We start from the raw sequence: 17,915 nt of genomic DNA on the forward strand, positions 1-17,915 counted from the left end.
AATTATTTCCACGACGAAGGGCCACTTATCTCATCAATTTTCCCGCCCCCGGGCCTGTGAAAATCCTGCTTTGATTTTCCCCCGGGCGGGGTAAACACCAATTTGTATCACACTGTATCTCCCGCCACACAGCACACACGCCGTTGCATAACCCGCCAGTCTGTACATATCCGCTATACATCGCCGTGGTCTTCTGTACGCATCAACCGAATGCATGGAGATACCACGATGTTAACCCGACTGTTTATTTCAACGTTACTGATGGGCGCCTCTGCGACCTGCGCCTGGGCGGAGCGACTGAGCGCTGCTGACGTGCTCGGCCCGGCGGCCGTGGCGCCACTGGATCATCCCCAGCCGCCTGCTCGATTAATTGTGGATGCGCCGCTGGCCGGACCGCTGCGCAAGGGCGCGGTGTTTATCCAGTACCGGGCAGAAAACCTGCGCATCGAGCCAGTGTTTGGCCAGGAAGCGCTGAAAATCACGCCGCGCATCGGCCACATTCACGTCATCGTGGATGACAACCCGTGGCACTGGGCGGACACCAGCGGTGAGCCAGTGATTCTGGTCGGTCTGCCTGTCGGGCCGCACAAGGTCACCCTTATTCTTGCCGATCCTACGCATAAACCGATCGACAGCAAAACCATCACCTTTAACGTGCCCGTACAGATTGCACCGCACTGATGACCCGGAGATAAATTATGAAAACACTGTTACGTCAGACTCTATTGGCAACGCTGGTTCTCACGGCGGCAGGCACCGCGTTTGCCGCCACCCCGGCCTCACACGATTACGCCGCTGACTTCAGCCACGTGCAGCAGATCAACGCGGGCGTGCTGAACACAGGCTATGTGGACATCGGTCCGCGTGATGGTCAGGCGGTGATTTTGCTGCACGGCTGGCCGTACGATATCCAGAGCTATGCTCAGGTGGCACCGGCGCTGGCGGCAAAAGGGTATCGGGTGATCGTGCCGTATCTGCGCGGCTTCGGCAGCACGCGCTTCCTGTCGGATAAAACGCCGCGTAACGGCCAGCCTTCGGCAATCGCAGCGGACGTCGTGGCGCTGATGGATGCGCTCAATATCAAACAGGCCGTGCTGGGCGGCTTTGACTGGGGCGCACGTACGGCGGACATCGTCGCGGCGCTATGGCCAGAACGGGTAAAATCGCTGGTGTCGGTCAGCGGCTATCTGATCAGTAGCCAGCAGCTGGGAAAAAAACCGCTGCCGCCACAGGCCGAACAGCAGTGGTGGTATCAGTTCTATTTCGCCACTGAGCGCGGTCAGCAGGGGTATGCCGCCCATACACACGACTTTGCGAAACTGATCTGGCAGCAGGCATCGCCCGGCTGGAAATTCAGCGATGCCACCTTTAACCAGAGCGCCAAAGCGCTGGATAATCCGGATCAGGTGGCGATCACTATCAGCAACTACCGCTGGCGCCTGGGCCTGGAAAAAGGCGAGCAAAAATATGCCGCTTATGAGAAAACATTAGCCACGTTACCGACAATTCACGTCCCCACCATCACCATCGAAGGGGATAATAACGGGGCGCCGCACCCGGCACCGGAGACGTACCGCACCAGTTTCAGCGCCGGGTACCAGCATCGCACCTTCACGGGCAATATCGGACACAATCCGCCAGCGGAAGCACCGCAGGCGTTTGTGCAAGCCGTTGAGGATGCGGCCGCACTGTAGCGGAGTAATTCACGACCCGGACCGGCCATCGCGTGCCGGTCTTTTTTGCATAAGTGGCTGACAGGAGGCTGTTTTGGAGCACGTTGATCACATTCTGGTGGTGGATGATGACCGGGATATCCGCGAACTGATAACCGACTATCTGATTAAGTCCGGTTACCGCGCCACCGGTGCGGCCAATGGCCGCGAAATGCGCGCCGTGCTGAGCAGCAGCCTGGTGGATCTGGTGGTGCTGGATATCATGATGCCGGGTGACGATGGCCTGACGCTGTGCCGTCAGCTGCGCAGCGATCCCCGGCAGAACCTGCCGGTACTGATGCTTACTGCCCGCAGCGAAGAGACCGATCGCATTCTCGGGCTGGAGATGGGGGCGGATGATTACCTGATCAAACCCTTTGTGGCACGTGAGCTGCTGGCGCGCATCAAAGCGATCCTGCGCCGTACCCGGGCGCTGCCGCCGAATTTACATATTACCGGGGCCGGCCGCATCATTGCCTTTGGCGAGTGGCAGCTGGATACCTCCGCGCGCCATCTGCTGGACAGCGACGGCGTGATTGTGGCGCTGAGTGGCGCAGAGTACCGCCTGCTGCGCGTGTTTCTCGACCATCCGCAGCGCGTGCTGAATCGCGATCAGCTGCTCAACCTGACGCAGGGCCGCGACGCGGAGCTGTTTGAACGCTCGATCGATCTGCTGGTTAGCCGGCTGCGCCAGCGGTTACGCGAAGATGCCCGTGAACCGGCCTACATTAAAACGGTACGCAGCGAAGGTTACGTACTGGCGAGCACGGTGGTGATTAAAGAGGCGCATCAATGAGGCTATGGCCGCGATCGCTGCTGTCACGCCTGCTGATTATCGTGTTGGGCGGGTTGTTGCTGGCGAATACTCTCACGCTGGCAAGCCTGCTGATAGAACGCATGAGCAGCGCTAAAAGCGTGATGCTGGGCAACCTGGAGTACGATGTGGCGACCAGCGTGGCAATCCTCGATCGTCTGCCAGCGGACGAGCGTCCGGGCTGGCTGGCGAAGCTGGCGCGCGGCAACTATCGCTACAGTCTGTCGCCGGGCGAAGCGGGGCCGTATCCCTCCAGCTGGCGCACGCGCGACGCGGTACGCTCACTGCAGGAGGCGCTTGGCGGGCGCTATCAGATGAGCATTCATGCGATTCCGGGGCCGCGGGAGCATATTCAGGTGCATCTGACGCTGCATGACGGCGCGCCGCTCACGCTCGATCTCTGGCCGCGCATGCCGGCGATTGCGCGCTGGCTGCCGCTGGTACTAATGGGTCAGCTGCTGCTGCTGCTGTGCTGCGCATGGCTGGCGGTGCGGCAGGTAGTGCGACCGTTTGTGCGCTTTACCCAGGCGGTGGATGCGCTCAAACCGGCCGCCAGCCACGCACAGCTGATGGCAGAGCACGGCCCGGATGAAGTGCAGCAGGCGGCGCGTGCGTTTAACGCGATGCAGCTGCGGATTCAGGATCACCTCAAAGCGCGTGCGCAAATCCTCGCGGCCATCTCCCACGATCTGCAAACCCCGATCACGCGCATGAAGCTGCGGGTGGAGATGGCGGAGCAGCCTGAGCTGCGCGACAAACTGCTGAGCGATCTCGATAACATGAGCCGTCTGGTGCGCGAGGGCATCGCCTATGCACGCTCATCGGAAGTGCTGGAGGAGAAGCGCCAGAGCGTCAGCCTCAACGCGCTGCTGGATAGCGTCGTCTGTGACTATCAGGATGTCGGTAAAGCGGTGAACTTTGTGCCGTGCACAGGTCATGACACCTTCGCCGTGCGGCCGCAGGCACTCCGGCGCATCATGACCAACCTGATCGACAATGCGCTCAAGTTTGGCGGCGAAGCGGAGGTTGAACTCTGTTCACCCCAGGGTGACAGCGTAGAGATTCTGGTGCGTGATAACGGGCCCGGCATCCCGGAGGAGGCGTTACAGGCGGTGCTGGAGCCCTTCTACCGCGTGGAGAGTTCACGGAATCGCCACACCGGCGGGACCGGGCTCGGCCTGGCGATCGCCACCCAGCTGGTGAGCCAGATGTCGGGTAGCCTGCAGTTGCGTAACCGGGCAGCTGGCGGGCTGGAAGCGTGCATCATCCTGCAGCAGCAGGATGTGTAACCCGATGTATCTGCCTGCCCGCTACACACATAACCCGACAAAACGGCGTTTCCCCGACACAGCCTGAACACATGCGGTGGATGTAATAGACGTACTGCCGGACGCGCAGACGTTTATCCACCGTATGAGGTTCCTTATGACACTGCTTATCGCTTTTCTCGCCGGGATGCTGACGCTGCTCAGCCCCTGTACCTTACCGATTATTCCTTTTGTATTTGCCAGCGTCCGCGGCCGACGCGGACAGCTGCTGGCGCTGCTGAGCGGCATGGTCCTGATGTTCACGCTGGTGGCACTGCTGGTATCGCTTACCAGCCACTGGGTCAGTCAGGTCACCCGCATTGGTCGCGACCTGGCGCTGCTGTTCCTGGCGATAGCCGCACTGACGTTAATCTCGACGCGTATCGCCCAACGCGTCACCCGGCCGTTTGTCGCGCTGGGTAATCGCCTCAACGATGCCAGCCAGCGACGTAGCGGGGTGCTCGCCGCGCTGCTGGCGGGCCTGGCAACCGGTCTGCTGTGGTCGCCCTGTGCCGGGCCGGTGCTGGGTGCGATCCTCAGCCTGGCCGTGGTGGGCGATCATCCACTGTCGGTTGGCGTGTTGCTGCTGGCGTATGGCAGCGGTGCCGCGCTGATGCTGGCGCTGCTCTATTTCGCCGGAAGATCGCTGGTGGCGCGACTGCGTCCGGGGCTGGCGATGAGTGCGCGGCTGCGTCAGGCGGCGGGCGTGCTGATGCTTGCCTCGGTGGGCGTGATTGTTACCGGCTCACAGAGCCAGCTGCAGGCAGCGCCCGCTTTTGCCCTGAAGCTGGAGCAGCAGCTGAGCCAGTGGCTGACCACGCCGGCACCCAAAGTGCGCCTGGAGCCGGTTAGCCTGCCGCAAACCAGCAGCGCGTTGCCGTCGCTGGAGGGGGGCACAGCGTGGCTGAACGGGGCACCGGTGACGCCTGCCACGTTAAAGGGCAAAGTGGTACTGGTCGATTTCTGGACCTGGGATTGCATTAATTGCCAGCATACGCTGCCATACGTGCGCGACTGGGCCAGTAAGTATCAACGTGACGGGCTGGTCGTTGTGGGTGTGCACACGCCGGAGTACCCGTGGGAGCGCGATGAAAAGGCGCTGAAGCGCGCGATTACGCGCTGGCAGCTGCCCTACACCGTAGTGGCGGATAACAATTACAGCATCTGGAACCGTTTTGGTAATCAGTACTGGCCCGCGCACTACATCTTTGATGCACACGGCCAGTTGCGCTACACCGCGTTTGGTGAAGGTAACTATGAAGAGCAGGAGAGGGTGATTCAGCAGTTGCTGAAAGAGGCGCGTGCATGACAGGTCAGGCGGCCCGCCCGGGCCGCCACTGCTTCTCATTTAGGTAGTGGTTCGCGGAGTATGACTTTGAAAACCGGGGGCTTCACAGGGACTATCAGGTAAACAGCGTGCGGCATTGCCGGGGGCCTCCCAGCCCGTAGGGGCATTCTTCAGTGTGACCGTCATGGCGCAGCCACCGTTGCCACCCCGATATGCAAAATGCAGTAATCCTACGCATAACTTGTCGTTTGGTTCCGCGTCCAGGCTGGGGTTTACTGTCAGCGTTAACCTTTTTTGGAGAAGCTGACAATGAAGAAGATCCTGCAGCAGTGGCTGGCGCGTCTGGCAGCCAGCAAAGCCGCCACCCCTGACGGGCGCGAATTCGACCCCGGTGAGCATATCGATCTGCTGATCCCGATCAGCCAGCTGTACGGCGTGGAGTTTCATCCTTCCGTGTATCGCTACTATGAACGATAACCGCCGCCACCAGCGCATGCGCTATTGCTACTGGAATGAACTGTGCACGCCAGACTAAAAACCCGCTCACGCCGAGCGGGTTTTTTTATGCTGTTTACCCGCCTGATGAAAAAATTGCCGTAACGTCCCGCCGGTTTGTTCAATTGTATTGATTTCGTAATTTTAACGTAAAGAAAAGTATTCCCAAGCGGCAGTGCGCGTGTAAGAATATAAAAGTAAATGATAACCATTGGCGTTATCATTTAGGTGTTGTCTGGGAAAACCGTGTTGATTCAGTGCTATGCCTGAATGGCAGGTGCGGTTAAGACAATGAGTGCGTTAATAACGATAAGAAACTCACCTTTTAACATGGATAAAAATCGCCAGCTGCCGTTTGGTAGCTTCAATTCGCTGACCCTGTTCACCGGGCTTTGTATTGGTATTTCGCCGGCTGCGGCGCTGGGGGCCGATAACTCCGGCAAAAAATCTGATGATACGCTGGTGGTTGAAGCGCGCACGCCTTCGCTGTACGCGCCAAATGCCTCGGCCGATCCCAAATTTACCCGTCCGCTGGTGGATACCACCCGCACTATGACGGTGATTCCGGATCAGGTTATTAAAGATCAGGGCGTCACCAATCTGACCGACGCGCTGAAAAACGTGCCGGGCGTCGGGGCGTTTTATGCCGGGGAAAACGGCAGCTCAACCACCGGCGATGCGGTGTACATGCGCGGTGTCGATACCTCCAACAGCATTTACGTGGATGGCATTCGCGACATCGCCAGCGTCACGCGTGACACCTTCAACACGCAGCAGGTGGAAGTGATCAAAGGGCCTTCCGGCACCGACTATGGTCGTAGTGCGCCATCCGGCTCAATCAATATGATCAGCAAACAACCGCGGCTGGATACCGGGCTTGACGCGTCAGTCAGCGCCGGCAGCGCGTGGATGCGCCGCGGCACGCTCGATTACAACCAGGCAATCAACGACAATGCGGCGTTTCGCCTTAACCTGATGGGTGAGAAAACCCATGATGCGGCGCGTGACAACATCCAGAACGAGCGTTATGGCGTCGCGCCTTCGCTGGCGCTGGGGCTGGACACCGCAACGCGGCTGTACGTCAACTATTTGCACGTCCACCAGAACAACACACCGGACGGCGGTATTCCGACCGTTGGCCTGCCAGGCTATTCGGCACCGTCTGCCGCGTATGCTGCGCTGAACAATTCCGGCAAGGTCGCCACCAGCAACTACTACGGCACCGATTCTGATTTCGACAAGTCGACCACCGACAGTGCCACGCTGCGCTTTGAACACGATTTGAGCGATAACACCACGCTGCGCAACACCACGCGCTGGTCGCGGGTGAAGCAGGAGTATCTGCTGACGGCGGTGATGGGCGGAGCCAGTAACATTACTGCACCCAACCCGAACGATGTGGGCAGCTGGCGCTGGTCGCGCCTGGCAAACACCAAAGATATCAGCAACCGTATTCTCACCAACCAGACCAATATCACCTCGAAATTTACCACCGGTTCCGTCGGGCATGATGTGAGTGCGGGCGTAGAATTCACGCGTGAAAACCAGACCACCTATGGCGTCAACGCGCTGACGCCACCTGCGGTGAATATCTACCATCCCATCAGCAGCATTTCGATTGGCGGTCTGGACCGCAACGGTGCGAACGCTAACGGGCAGACTGATACGTTTGGCATCTATGCATTTGATACGCTGGCGATTACCCCTGACTTTGAGCTGAACGGCGGCATTCGTCTCGACAACTATCACACCGAGTACGACAGCGCGACGGCCTGTGGCGGCACCGGACGCGGCGCGCTGGCTTGTCCGGCGGGCGTGGCGCGCAATACGCCGGTGACCACGGTGGATACGGCGAAATCCGGCAATCTGGTGAACTGGAAAGCGGGGGCGCTCTATCGTCTGACCGAACAGGGCAACCTGTATGTGAACTACGCCATCTCCCAGCAGCCGCCGGGTGGCAGCAGCTTCGCACTGGCGGCGGGTGGCAGCGGCAACAGCGCCAACCGTACCGATTTTAAACCGCAGAAGGCCAAATCCAGCGAAGTGGGCACCAAGTGGCAGGTGCTGGACAAGCGGCTGCTGCTGAACGCCGCGCTGTTTCGCACCGACATCGAAAATGAGGTCGATGCCAACGATGACGGCACTTACTCGCAAACCGGCAAGAAGCGCGTGGAAGGCTATGAACTCTCAGCAACCGGCAACATAACGCCGGACTGGGAAATCATTGCCGGTTACACCATGCAGCACGCGTCGGTGCGTGAAGGTGCCAGCGTGGCGCAGGATGGCTCATCCGCGCTGGCCTATACGCCGAAGCACGCCTTTACGCTGTGGACCAACTATCAGGCCACTGATGCATTGTCGGTGGGCGCGGGCGCACGTTACGTTGGCAGCCTGCGTCGCGGCAGCGATGGGGCCGTGGGCACGCCGGATCACACCGAGGGCTACTGGGTGGCTGACGCGAAGCTCGGGTATAAGGTCAACAACAACCTCGACCTGCAGCTCAACGTGTATAACCTGTTTGATACCAACTATGTGGCATCGATCAACAAGAGTGGTTATCGCTATCATCCGGGCGAGCCGCGTACCTTCCTGTTGACGGCTAACGTGCATTTCTGATGGTCAACCGTGGGGCGTTCGCGCTCCACGCTTAATGGCGAGAACTCCGCGATGATGTATCACATTCCTGCCGTGCTTAACGCTGAACAGCTGGCGCACTTTACCGCCCAGCTGCAGCAGGCTGACTGGGTTGACGGACGGGCGACGGTCGGCAGCCAGGGCGCGACCGTAAAAAATAACCAGCAGATTGACACCGGCACGCCACTTTACGATCGGCTGCAGGCTGCAGTGCTTCAGGCACTGAATAGCCATCCGCTCTTCTTTGCCGCCGCGCTGCCGCGCACGCTTTCTGCGCCGCTGTTCAACCGTTATCAGCAGGGGGAAACCTACGGTTTTCACGTTGATGGTGCGGTACGCCACAATGGCGCGGCCGGCTGGATGCGTACCGATCTCTCCGCCACGCTGTTTCTGTGTGAACCCGACAGCTACGAGGGCGGGGAACTGGTGATCGAGGATACTTACGGTCAGCACCGCGTAAAACTGCCAGCGGGCGATCTGGTGCTTTATCCCTCCAGCAGCCTGCACTGCGTCACGCCGGTCACGCGCGGCGCGCGGGTCGCCTCGTTTTTATGGATTCAGTCGATGGTGCGCGATGATAAGCAACGCGCGATGCTGTTTGAACTGGACCGCAACATTCAGAGCCTGAAAGCGCGCCACGGTGACAGCAAAGAACTGCTGTCGCTGCTGAATATGTACCACAACCTGCTGCGTGGCTGGACGGAAGTTTAGCCGTCACGCAATAACAAAAAGCCCGCTCAGGTTTCCCTGAGCGGGCTTCTTTAAATCTGGCTCCTCTGACTGGACTCGAACCAGTGACATACGGATTAACAGTCCGCCGTTCTACCGACTGAACTACAGAGGAATCGTTGGAACGAGGCGAATATTAATGGCAGCCCCTGTGGGTGTCAACCGCTAAAAACACATTTGTATTCAACTGGCTAGCAAAGCGGCAAAGCGATCGTGATTTAAGCAGATTCCGGTGCCTGCTGCGCCAGCCGCGCCAGCGGATCCTGATGGTAAAACTGCTGAAGGTGGCGATACATGGCCGGAAAACGGCTGGCGAGCAGGTCGGGGGCGCTGAAAAAGTACTCCGACAGCACGGCAAAACATTCCGCCGGATCGCTGGCGGCATAAGGATCGAGGGTCGCGGCCTGTTCACCCACCAGCTCCACTTCCGCTTCAATCTCGGCCATCGCCTGCAGTAAATCTTTCTCCCAGCTGGCCACATCGCGCAGCGCGATGGCCGGGATGCCGCTGGTGTAACCGCTGCCGCGCGCGTCGAGCTTGTGCGCCACTTCGTGAATCACCAGGTTGTAACCAGAGAGATCGTATGAGTCCTGGATGTCCAGCGCGTTCAGCACCACCGGTCCCTGCGTCCAGCTCTGGCCGGCATGCACGGCCGGCGCGTGGTGCACCAGGCCGCTGTCGTCCTCCCAGCGATCGTCAACGCTGAACGGCTCCGGGTAGATCAGCACTTCGTGGAAGCCGTCGAGCCATTCCAGACCCAGCTTCAATACCGGCAGGCAAAACAGCAACGACAGGCGAGTCAGGCGCAGTTCGCTGAGTTCCAGACCCTGCAGCGGGGTGATTTTTTTCTGCAGCAGGAAGCGTTGCGCCAGCGCCACCAGTGCCTGCTGTTCGTCGCTGTTCAGCAGAGAAAAGATCGGCTGCCCCAGCGCCTGTTGCCAGGGCAGGGCAGTCACGGCAGCATCTTTTTGTGCACGCCACGGCCATTTGATCATTGCGTCACTCACTCTGCAGGGCGGAAATCATATCCTGACGCGGCAGACGATAAATTGCCAGCGTGGAATCAAAGCCGCTTATTCAACCTGTTAGCGGCGGATTTGTCTGTGACAGGGATTGCAAACTGGCAAGGTGGGAAAGGGGGCGCGCTGTGCCGCCGGCGAGGGGGCAAGGGCTGGTGATTCACTGAATCGCGCAAAAGACGACGCCCTCTTCCGTGCGGAAGAGGGCAAACGGTTAGCCTTCACGCTCCACACGCTGGAATGCGATGACCCAAACCCAGGGATTCACCTCCCAGCTGGTGGCGCCGTACTGCTTCTGCCACGCCTTGCGGTAAGCTTCTTTCGGCGATTCGGAATTCATGTTCATAGTGAAGAAATTATTGAGGAAGTGCGAATCGGTCTGCACGCCTTCCGCCATGATGTCGTCTTCGCTGATGTCCTGAATTTTCTCCGCGCGTACCGCCGTGATTTCCAGATCGATGCGGCTGGCCCAGCGCGGCATATGGATGGCGGTCTGCCAGCCAAACTGCTCGGCGACCTGCTGATTGTCTTCCTGTTGTCCAAGTTCATGGCTGTCGGCGCGATACTGGCAAAATGCCGGATTGCGGAACGGCAGCGGATCGCGCTCGTATTCCGCCAGATGCGCCTCAGGCACAATCGGACCCCGCCAGGTTTCACGCACCCACAGGCGATCGCCGACCTGGCCAAACGGGCACTGGGCGCCAATGTCCGCCATCGACATCAGCTTGTAGCCGTGCAGATGATTAGCACTGACATCAAACGCGTGCACGCCTTCATGATGATCCTGTCCCGGGCCAAACGCCTGAGTTTTCATAATGCGCCGGGTCTGAGTTTGCTGGCCAACCAGCAGGGCGCGCACCCGCTGTTCGGAAAAAAGAATCGGCCGTTCTTTCATTATGTACCTCATGTTGTATCACGTACCCGGAGAACTTCGACGAAACATCCGTATCCTCGGATGAGAGCATTAGCATAATGGGTTTGAATCAATTTGCTTAATAATTTGTCGCCTTATTATCGGGCAATAACTGCCGCTTCCGGTATTAAAAATGGCTCATAAGCAAACAGTGTGCTGACGAAGGCTTCGGGTACAGGTGAGAGCCGTAAATTTCCCCTATACAGTACGTTATAACGGCCGCAATGGGAATCTTTTCAGATTATGTCGCTATGCAAAAGGGCGTTTTAATGCTGGGGTTGCGACAGGCTAAACTGGACCTTTGGCGATGCTGGAAATTCACCCAGCGGGAAATGCATCACCGAAATTAAACAGAGTGGCTTAACTAAAACAGGTTAAGGAAATACTGAAAACCGCATCGCGACTGGGCAAGCGGCTTTAACAGCGCTATAACATGATCGGGATCGCATTTTTTTGCGCTGGACATCCGGGAAGGGTGTAAAGAAAGTGTCATCACCGGGCCGCTATGATGGGCGCAAGCCGTACCCGGTGCGAAATAATAGCAATAACAGGAGAAGCACGATGTCACTGACCCATTGGCAACACCGTTACGAAAGCTGGCTGCAGCTGAACTGGCTGCACGATGATAAAGCCCATGATATCGCGCACCTGCGCCGCGTCTGGATGAGCGCGGCCCGCATTATGCAAAACACCAATGCCGATCCGCTGGTGGTGCTGACCGCCTGCTATTTCCACGATGTGGTGAACCTGCCGAAAAACCATCCGGAGCGCCATCTGGCTTCGACTTACGCGGCGGAAGAGACGCGCCGCATTCTGCAACAGGATTTTCCGGACTTCCCCTCAGCGCTGCTGGACAGCGTGGCGCATGCGGTGCAGGCCCACAGTTTCAGCGCCCGCATTACGCCAAAAACGTTAGAAGCGAAGATCGTTCAGGACGCCGATCGTCTCGAATCATTAGGCGCGATTGGCCTTGCGCGCGTTTTCTATACCGCAGGTGCGCTGGGACGGCCGTTGTTCGACAGCGACGATCCGCTGGGTAAAGACCGTGAACTGGATGACGTAAAGTGGACGCTGGATCATTTCCAGAAGAAACTGCTGAGCCTGCCGCAGACCATGCAGACGGAAACCGGCCGTCTGCTGGCGGAACACAACGCCGATTTTCTCGTCCGCTATATGGCAAAGCTGTGCGCCGAACTGCAGGGCAATCTGACCGATATTGATGAGTCCGTGTTACGCGATTTCAGTCCCATACCGGCACAATATTAAATTTTTATGACAGTCTGTTAACTTTCATCTGCTTCCGCTACGTTGTTGTAAATCAAGAGGGAGTGTGAAGATGACCGAGACCGTTAACTTAACCATTAAAATTGACCCGGCGCTGAAAGAGCACATTAAACAGTTAGCCGCTGATAACCAAATCTCCATGAGTCAGGAGATCGTTAACCGCCTGCAGGCCAGTTTAGATACCGTTGAGCCACCGGTCGTCGACAGTCTGTATACCGAAGAGGCGGGCGATCAACTGAGCGCCGCCGAGCTGAAGCAGGTGCGTGCACTGCTGAAGAAAAGTAAGAAAAAGAAATAACACCAAAACCCGTCGCTGACGGGTTTTTTCTTTCTGCACCTTAGCTAACGCGGAACTGCTGCGCGCGCTGCGTCAGTCGCGCTGAAAGTTCACTCAGCTGCGCCGCTGCCTGCACCTGCTGGTCAGTCAGGGCTTCGTTTTGCTGGAGCTGAAGACTCATTTCCACCACTTCCCGGGCAATTTTGCTCACGCGATGGCTCTGCGCCGTACTGTTATCCTGCAGTTCATTCAGCTGGCTGACTACGCCCGATACCGCCTGGCCAATCCGCGCAAACAGCACTTCCAGCGCCTGCACCTTCGCAAAGCCATCCTGAACGTGCTGCTGCGTGTGCTGGATTAAACCGTCGATCTGCCGCGTGGATGCGCCGCTCTGCTGCGACAGCAATCCCATCTCTTTGGCGACGACCGAAAAACTGCGCCCGTAAGCGCCAGCATGCGCAGATTCTATCGCCGCATTAAGCGACAGCAGACGCGTCTGCATCGACAGGCTGTCCAGCATGCCGACGATGCCAGCGATATCGCCGGCGGCCGCGACGATCTGCTGCATCTGGTGTTCCATATTGTCGACTTCATGGGCGCAGTGACGCATCAGCGCATCCGCGGACTGCGCGTCGTGCGTCGCCTGTTGCGAGAAGTGTGCACCTTTTTCCACCTCTTCTGACACGCGATGCAGCCGCTGCGACAGATGATGGAAGCTGGCATTTTGCGCCTGATGCTGCTGCATTACCTGCTGATTATGCTGCTGCATCTCGTCAGCGCCGGCCGCCACCCGGGTTGCTACCGTCGTGATGTCGCTGACGATCTGCTGCAAACCCTGACGCATGGTATCGATGGACAGGAGCAGCTGGCGCGTTTCCAGCGACTGACGACGCGTCGGTGCCGGGCTGGCGACCAGATCGCCCGTCGCGATTTGTGCCAGCTGGGCGTTGGCGTGACGCAGCGGCAGCAACACGCCGCGCATCAGCAGAGCGGCGGCCAGCAGCAGCAGCGCCATTAATAACGCGGCAATCGCCAGCGCCAGATTGCGGCTCTGCTTGAGCGTGCTAAGCGAATGCTGGTTGACGCTGCCGAGCTGCTGATTGGCCTGTTCAATTTCGCTAAACCAGGCATCGTTGAACTGCTGCTGGAAAGCCTGCATCGGCACCATAAAAAATGCGTTGATATCATTGGCTGCCAGCCCTTTCAGCTGCTCCTGCAGCCCGCCAGCCAGTAGCACGAAGCCCTGTGCCAGCGGGCTATCGCTTTTCGCCTGATAGGCAGCAAACAGCTGCTGCGCCTGCTGCAATGAGGTAGTGGCGGCCGCCGCCAGGCTTTTCCAGCTGTCGACCGAACCGCTCTGCTGGTCCTGCATCAGATAAATACCGGCACGATGGCTGTTGTCGCTGGCGGTGAGTAACTCAATGCGTGCTTTATCCAGCAGGGCCAGCCGTTCGCGCAGCTGGCTGGCCTGCTGCAATGAGTGTTGCGTCTGATTCACGTGCTGGTTGAGCAACAGCACCCCGGCAAACTGCAGCAGACAAAACAGCACAATAAACAGCATGAACTGGCTGCGCAGGCTGGAGAGCCAGACGGGCAGACGCAGGGTAAAACGAGGTCGCAGCCGCAGCGGCAGGGAGATTACAGACAGGAGAGACATCAAACAGCTCCGCAAAAAATAAAACGCAGTATTGGTTTGATGCGTGACAGTCCGGTGACAGTGCGCGCGATGTGCGGCAAAACAGCACATCGCGCCTTACTAAAGCAAATTGCGGGGCGGAAAACCGGGGCGTGAAGCGCGGCTGCGTTTTCAGCGGCGCTGACGCGCGTGCTGCTCAATCAGCGGCAGCAGTAGTTTCGCTACGGCGGCGAACACCGGCACCACCACCGAGTTACCAAACTGTTTGTAGGCTTGTGTGTCGGAGACCGGAATGCGGAAGCGCGCTTCGCCCGGCGCTTCAAAGCCCATCAGGCGGGCACATTCACGCGGCGTCAGGCGGCGCGGGCGGCGCGCCATGTTCGCGGCCTGCTGAAAATCCTGCTCGCCCAGCGCGTGGTCCCAGCCGCGATCGATCAGGATTTCCGACCCGTCTTTATAGTAGCGCGCTGACAGCGTGCGTACGCAGCAGTGCGGATTGCGCGGATCGTTGAGGCCAAAGCCAAAACCGTTGCCTTTGGCTTTATGCTTCTTCGCATACTGGTACAGATAGTGCCACAGCGTGGGCGACAGGGTATATTTTGCCGCCGGCTGCGGCTCCAGCAGGCTGTGCAGCGGCGGAACTTCAGGCGGATAGAGCGCCGCCAGCGCGCGCAGCGAAAAACCCTCGCTCAGGCCGGTATCGCGCCGGATCCCCACCAGCACGATGCGCTCGCGGTGCTGTGGCAGGAAGTGACGCGCATCGACCACTTTGGCATCCGGCGATGAGTCGTCAGCCGCGTCAGCGACGTCGTAACCCAGCTCATCCAGCGTGGCCATAATAATGGCAAAGGTGCGGCCTTTATCATGGCTCTTGAGGTTCTTCACATTCTCCAGCACGAAAAACGGCGGTTTTTTGGCGGCGAGGATGCGCGCCACATCAAAAAACAGCGTGCCCTGGGCTTCACATTCAAAACCGTGCGCGCGACCCAGTGCATTCTTCTTACTGACGCCGGCCAGCGAAAAGGGCTGACAGGGAAAGCCGGCCAGCAGCACCTGATGGTCGGGAATCGTCTTATCGATATGCTGATAAATCGCCTGCTCATCCGACAAACCGGCCGGCTGGGTAATCAGCCGGATATCACTGTTGAACTGATGCCGGGCGGGATCGCTGTAGTGATTGGCTTTGTAAGTGCGCACCGCTTCTTTATTCCACTCGCTGGTGAATACGCACTGGCCACCAATCTGCTCAAAGCCGCGGCGAATACCCCCGATGCCGGCAAACAGATCGATAAACTGAAAGCGGGGATTGTCATAATGCGCCGGTCGCGACGGCAGCAGCGCCTGCAGACGGGCGACCTCCGCCGCGGACAGCGCGGGCGCGGCACTTTTTCCCGCGCGAATACGGTTAAGCTGCGTGATACTCCAGTCGCGGCCGCCGGCCTCGCTCAGGATGACCACCAGATCGCGGGCCGCGTAGATATCCAGTACCTGCAGCAGTAACGCGGTGGCGTCATCATCAGCGGAGTGCGGGGAGGGCGAAGCCGTCGCGGCGGGATCGAGTGCAAGCATGCGTTTTTCCTTAACAGTGAAGTGGCTATGCTACCACTCCTGGCGCGGCGTGGAAATTAACGATGGCTGCGCAGCGTCTCGCAATCTGCTCTGCACAAACTTTCGCTTTCGCCTCAACGCGCTAAAGTTGAAGAAGCCCGCAAAAAAGGAGACGCCATGGCAGACGTCCACTCGCATGATATTCGCAGCAAAAATATGCGCGCCATTCGCAATCAGGATACGGCGATTGAGCAGCGTATTGCGCTGCTGCTGAAAGATCGCGGCTTTAGTTTTCGTGTACAGGACAAAGCGCTGCCGGGCCGGCCGGATTTTGTGCTGCCGCAGCACAAAGCCATTATCTTTGTGCACGGCTGCTTCTGGCATCGTCATCACTGTTATCTGTTCAAAATGCCGGCCACGCGCACCGAATTCTGGAGCGGCAAAATCAACAGTAACGTGGAGCGTGACCGGCGCTATGTGCAGCAGCTGCAGGAAAGTGGCTGGAAGGTGCTGATCGTCTGGGAATGCGCGCTGCGCGGCAAACTGCGGCTGGAAGATGAGGCGCTGGTGGAGCGGCTGGAAGAGTGGCTGCTGGCTGCCACGCACAGCAGCGAGATCGATCATCAGGGATTGCATCACTATCGGGCGGATTAAGGCAGGGTGATTGCTTTTAGCTGCCATAACAGTTTAGATCAGCGTTTTCTCTGGGACGCGGAACACCACCATGAGCAGCATCAAACTGACGGTTAGACGCCTGTATCAACTGCGCGATGAGCGCATGGTCAATGCGCATGCCACGGCGCGCATTTACCTGGACGATACGCTGGTGGCCACCGAGGAGATAAGCGGCATGACAGAAAGTCCGGTGAGCAAGTATCTGCACGCCGACGATCTGCACGGGAAAACGTTACGCGTCGAATGGGACTGTGCGGGCATCGCCGATATGACGGTGACGGCGATTGAGCGGTGCCCCTGTTGTCAGGATCACGAACCGGAATAAGGAATGACATTTTGGCAGGAACCAGCTTACTGACTCTTCTGGATGATATTGCCACGCTGCTCGACGACATTTCCGTCATGGGCAAAGTGGCGGCAAAAAAGACCGCTGGCGTGCTGGGCGATGACCTGTCGCTCAATGCGCAGCAGGTGACGGGCGTGAAGGCCAATCGTGAGCTCCCGGTGGTGTGGGGCGTGGCGAAAGGCTCGTTTATCAACAAACTGATCCTGGTGCCGCTGGCGCTGCTGATCTCCGCGTTTGCGCCCTGGCTGATTACGCCGCTGCTGATGATTGGCGGCGCCTATCTGTGCTTTGAAGGGGTGGAAAAAGTGCTGCACAGCCTGCACCACGACAAAGCAGAGAAGAGCCCGGAAGCGCGGCAAAAGCGGCTGGATAATCTGGCGCAGCAGGACCCGCGCCAGTTCGAAAAAGATAAGGTGAAAGGCGCAGTGCGCACCGACTTCATTCTGTCGGCTGAAATCGTGGCGATTACCCTGGGCATTGTTTCGGATGCGCCGCTGCTCAATCAGGTGTTAATCCTCGCCGGTATTGCCATTCTGGTGACCATCGGCGTGTACGGTATTGTGGCGATGATCGTTAAGATTGACGATCTCGGCTACTGGCTGCGTGAGAAGTCCTCCACGCTGGCGCAGGCCACCGGCGGCGCGCTGCTGGCGCTGGCTCCGTGGCTGATGAAAATCCTGTCGGTGGTTGGCACCGTCGCGATGTTCCTGGTAGGCGGCGGCATTATCGTGCACGGTATCGCGCCGCTGCATCATGCTATTGAAGAGTACAGCAGCGGCTTCCCGGGCGTGGTTTCCATGTTGCTGAGCAACGGCGCGAATCTGGTGCTGGGCTTTATCGTTGGGTCGATTGTGCTGTTAGTGGTAAATCTGGTTGCGAAGCTGCGCGGTAAATCGGTATAAAGCGCAGGAAATTTCTAATCACGGGTCAGGAGAACGATGATGAACGACGATATGTTTGAATTTGATATCGATGCACAGCTGGAGCAGGCGGAAGCCAAAGCGGCAGAAAAAGCCAGTGAAGTGCCGGCAGATATCAGCGACGAAGCCGACTGCGAAGGCTGCAAAATCTGATTTCCCACCCGGGAAAATCATTCAAAGCCGATAATAACTTTTATCGGCTTTGTTTATTTACGGCATTTTTCACTGCTTATTCCGAATTTGTCACAGTAATAGCAATATCCTATAGGCAAAAAACGCGCACAGCTGCTATACCTTAATCCGTTCAATCAACGGTGA

General features: G+C 58.3%; 18 protein-coding genes and 1 tRNA gene. 14 read left to right on the forward strand and 5 right to left on the reverse strand.

The window, feature by feature from the left end:
* Positions 1 to 228 precede the first annotated feature (228 nt).
* The 8 genes from ABVR31_RS07785 to ybiX all read left to right on the forward strand — a co-directional run bounded on the left by ABVR31_RS07785 (position 229) and on the right by ybiX (position 8,961).
* Positions 229 to 681: a DUF6130 family protein gene (locus ABVR31_RS07785; protein WP_021509834.1), complete on the forward strand. Its 453-nt coding sequence runs from the start codon at positions 229 to 231 to the stop codon at positions 679 to 681.
* A gap of 17 nt (positions 682 to 698) precedes the next feature.
* Positions 699 to 1,694 (forward strand): alpha/beta fold hydrolase, encoded by a 996-nt coding sequence (locus tag ABVR31_RS07790; protein WP_372772329.1) that lies wholly within the window; start codon positions 699 to 701, stop codon positions 1,692 to 1,694.
* A 73-nt stretch (positions 1,695 to 1,767) separates the two neighbouring features.
* Positions 1,768 to 2,508: a response regulator gene (locus ABVR31_RS07795; protein WP_021509836.1), complete on the forward strand. Its 741-nt coding sequence runs from the start codon at positions 1,768 to 1,770 to the stop codon at positions 2,506 to 2,508.
* Positions 2,505 to 3,815, forward strand: a complete 1,311-nt coding sequence (locus tag ABVR31_RS07800) for a sensor histidine kinase (protein WP_372772331.1) — start codon at positions 2,505 to 2,507, stop codon at positions 3,813 to 3,815. Before ABVR31_RS07795 ends, ABVR31_RS07800 begins: the two co-directional genes overlap by 4 nt.
* Positions 3,816 to 3,951: 136 nt before the next feature.
* A complete protein-coding gene (locus ABVR31_RS07805; RefSeq protein ID WP_372772333.1) occupies positions 3,952 to 5,142 on the forward strand; it encodes a cytochrome c biogenesis protein/redoxin in 1,191 nt (396 codons plus the stop codon).
* A gap of 288 nt (positions 5,143 to 5,430) precedes the next feature.
* Positions 5,431 to 5,598, forward strand: a complete 168-nt coding sequence (locus tag ABVR31_RS07810; protein ID WP_021313248.1) for a hypothetical protein — start codon at positions 5,431 to 5,433, stop codon at positions 5,596 to 5,598.
* Positions 5,599 to 5,946: 348 nt separating this feature from the next.
* Positions 5,947 to 8,232 (forward strand): catecholate siderophore receptor Fiu, encoded by a 2,286-nt coding sequence (locus ABVR31_RS07815; RefSeq protein ID WP_059012197.1) that lies wholly within the window; start codon positions 5,947 to 5,949, stop codon positions 8,230 to 8,232.
* Between the two features lie 51 nt (positions 8,233 to 8,283).
* Complete coding sequence (gene ybiX, locus ABVR31_RS07820) at positions 8,284 to 8,961, forward strand: PKHD-type hydroxylase YbiX (protein ID WP_372772336.1); 678 nt, start codon at positions 8,284 to 8,286, stop codon at positions 8,959 to 8,961.
* Positions 8,962 to 9,018: 57 nt separating this feature from the next.
* Here the strand turns inward: ybiX and ABVR31_RS07825 are convergent.
* The 3 genes from ABVR31_RS07825 to ABVR31_RS07835 form a co-directional block, all read right to left on the reverse strand.
* A tRNA-Asn gene (locus tag ABVR31_RS07825) sits at positions 9,019 to 9,094 on the reverse strand.
* 103 nt (positions 9,095 to 9,197) lie between these two features.
* Positions 9,198 to 9,974 carry a DgsA anti-repressor MtfA gene (gene mtfA / locus ABVR31_RS07830; protein WP_058757379.1) on the reverse strand — a complete coding sequence of 259 codons (777 nt, stop codon included), beginning with the start codon at positions 9,972 to 9,974 and terminating at the stop codon, positions 9,198 to 9,200.
* A gap of 238 nt (positions 9,975 to 10,212) precedes the next feature.
* Complete coding sequence (locus ABVR31_RS07835; protein WP_222951900.1) at positions 10,213 to 10,893, reverse strand: hypothetical protein; 681 nt, start codon at positions 10,891 to 10,893, stop codon at positions 10,213 to 10,215.
* Between the two features lie 579 nt (positions 10,894 to 11,472).
* Between ABVR31_RS07835 and ABVR31_RS07840 the strand changes: the two genes are divergently transcribed.
* Both ABVR31_RS07840 and ABVR31_RS07845 read left to right on the forward strand, forming a co-directional pair.
* Positions 11,473 to 12,177, forward strand: a complete 705-nt coding sequence (locus ABVR31_RS07840; RefSeq protein WP_058757381.1) for a phosphohydrolase — start codon at positions 11,473 to 11,475, stop codon at positions 12,175 to 12,177.
* A 70-nt stretch (positions 12,178 to 12,247) separates the two neighbouring features.
* Positions 12,248 to 12,493, forward strand: a complete 246-nt coding sequence (locus ABVR31_RS07845) for a hypothetical protein (RefSeq protein WP_372772338.1) — start codon at positions 12,248 to 12,250, stop codon at positions 12,491 to 12,493.
* 40 nt (positions 12,494 to 12,533) lie between these two features.
* Here ABVR31_RS07845 and ABVR31_RS07850 read toward each other — a convergent pair whose 3' ends face one another.
* Together ABVR31_RS07850 and dcm are read right to left on the reverse strand one after the other, a co-directional pair.
* Positions 12,534 to 14,129, reverse strand: coding sequence for a methyl-accepting chemotaxis protein (locus tag ABVR31_RS07850; RefSeq protein ID WP_104093176.1), 1,596 nt, complete (start codon positions 14,127 to 14,129; stop codon positions 12,534 to 12,536).
* Between the two features lie 150 nt (positions 14,130 to 14,279).
* Positions 14,280 to 15,677 (reverse strand): DNA (cytosine-5-)-methyltransferase, encoded by a 1,398-nt coding sequence (gene dcm, locus ABVR31_RS07855; RefSeq protein WP_372772340.1) that lies wholly within the window; start codon positions 15,675 to 15,677, stop codon positions 14,280 to 14,282.
* A gap of 156 nt (positions 15,678 to 15,833) precedes the next feature.
* On the opposite strand from dcm, the gene ABVR31_RS07860 reads away from it, so the two are divergent.
* The 4 genes from ABVR31_RS07860 (at position 15,834) to ABVR31_RS07875 (ending at position 17,750) form a co-directional block, all read left to right on the forward strand.
* Positions 15,834 to 16,310 (forward strand): very short patch repair endonuclease, encoded by a 477-nt coding sequence (locus ABVR31_RS07860; protein WP_058757385.1) that lies wholly within the window; start codon positions 15,834 to 15,836, stop codon positions 16,308 to 16,310.
* Between the two features lie 70 nt (positions 16,311 to 16,380).
* A complete protein-coding gene (locus ABVR31_RS07865; RefSeq protein WP_021509848.1) occupies positions 16,381 to 16,656 on the forward strand; it encodes a hypothetical protein in 276 nt (91 codons plus the stop codon).
* Between the two features lie 11 nt (positions 16,657 to 16,667).
* Positions 16,668 to 17,579: a DUF808 domain-containing protein gene (locus tag ABVR31_RS07870; protein ID WP_058757386.1), complete on the forward strand. Its 912-nt coding sequence runs from the start codon at positions 16,668 to 16,670 to the stop codon at positions 17,577 to 17,579.
* Positions 17,580 to 17,615: 36 nt separating this feature from the next.
* Complete coding sequence (locus ABVR31_RS07875; RefSeq protein WP_254919505.1) at positions 17,616 to 17,750, forward strand: hypothetical protein; 135 nt, start codon at positions 17,616 to 17,618, stop codon at positions 17,748 to 17,750.
* The last annotated feature ends 165 nt before the right edge of the window (positions 17,751 to 17,915 follow it).

Source organism: Pantoea sp. WEP, assembly GCF_041678305.1.
GTDB lineage: Bacteria > Pseudomonadota > Gammaproteobacteria > Enterobacterales > Enterobacteriaceae > Pantoea > Pantoea dispersa.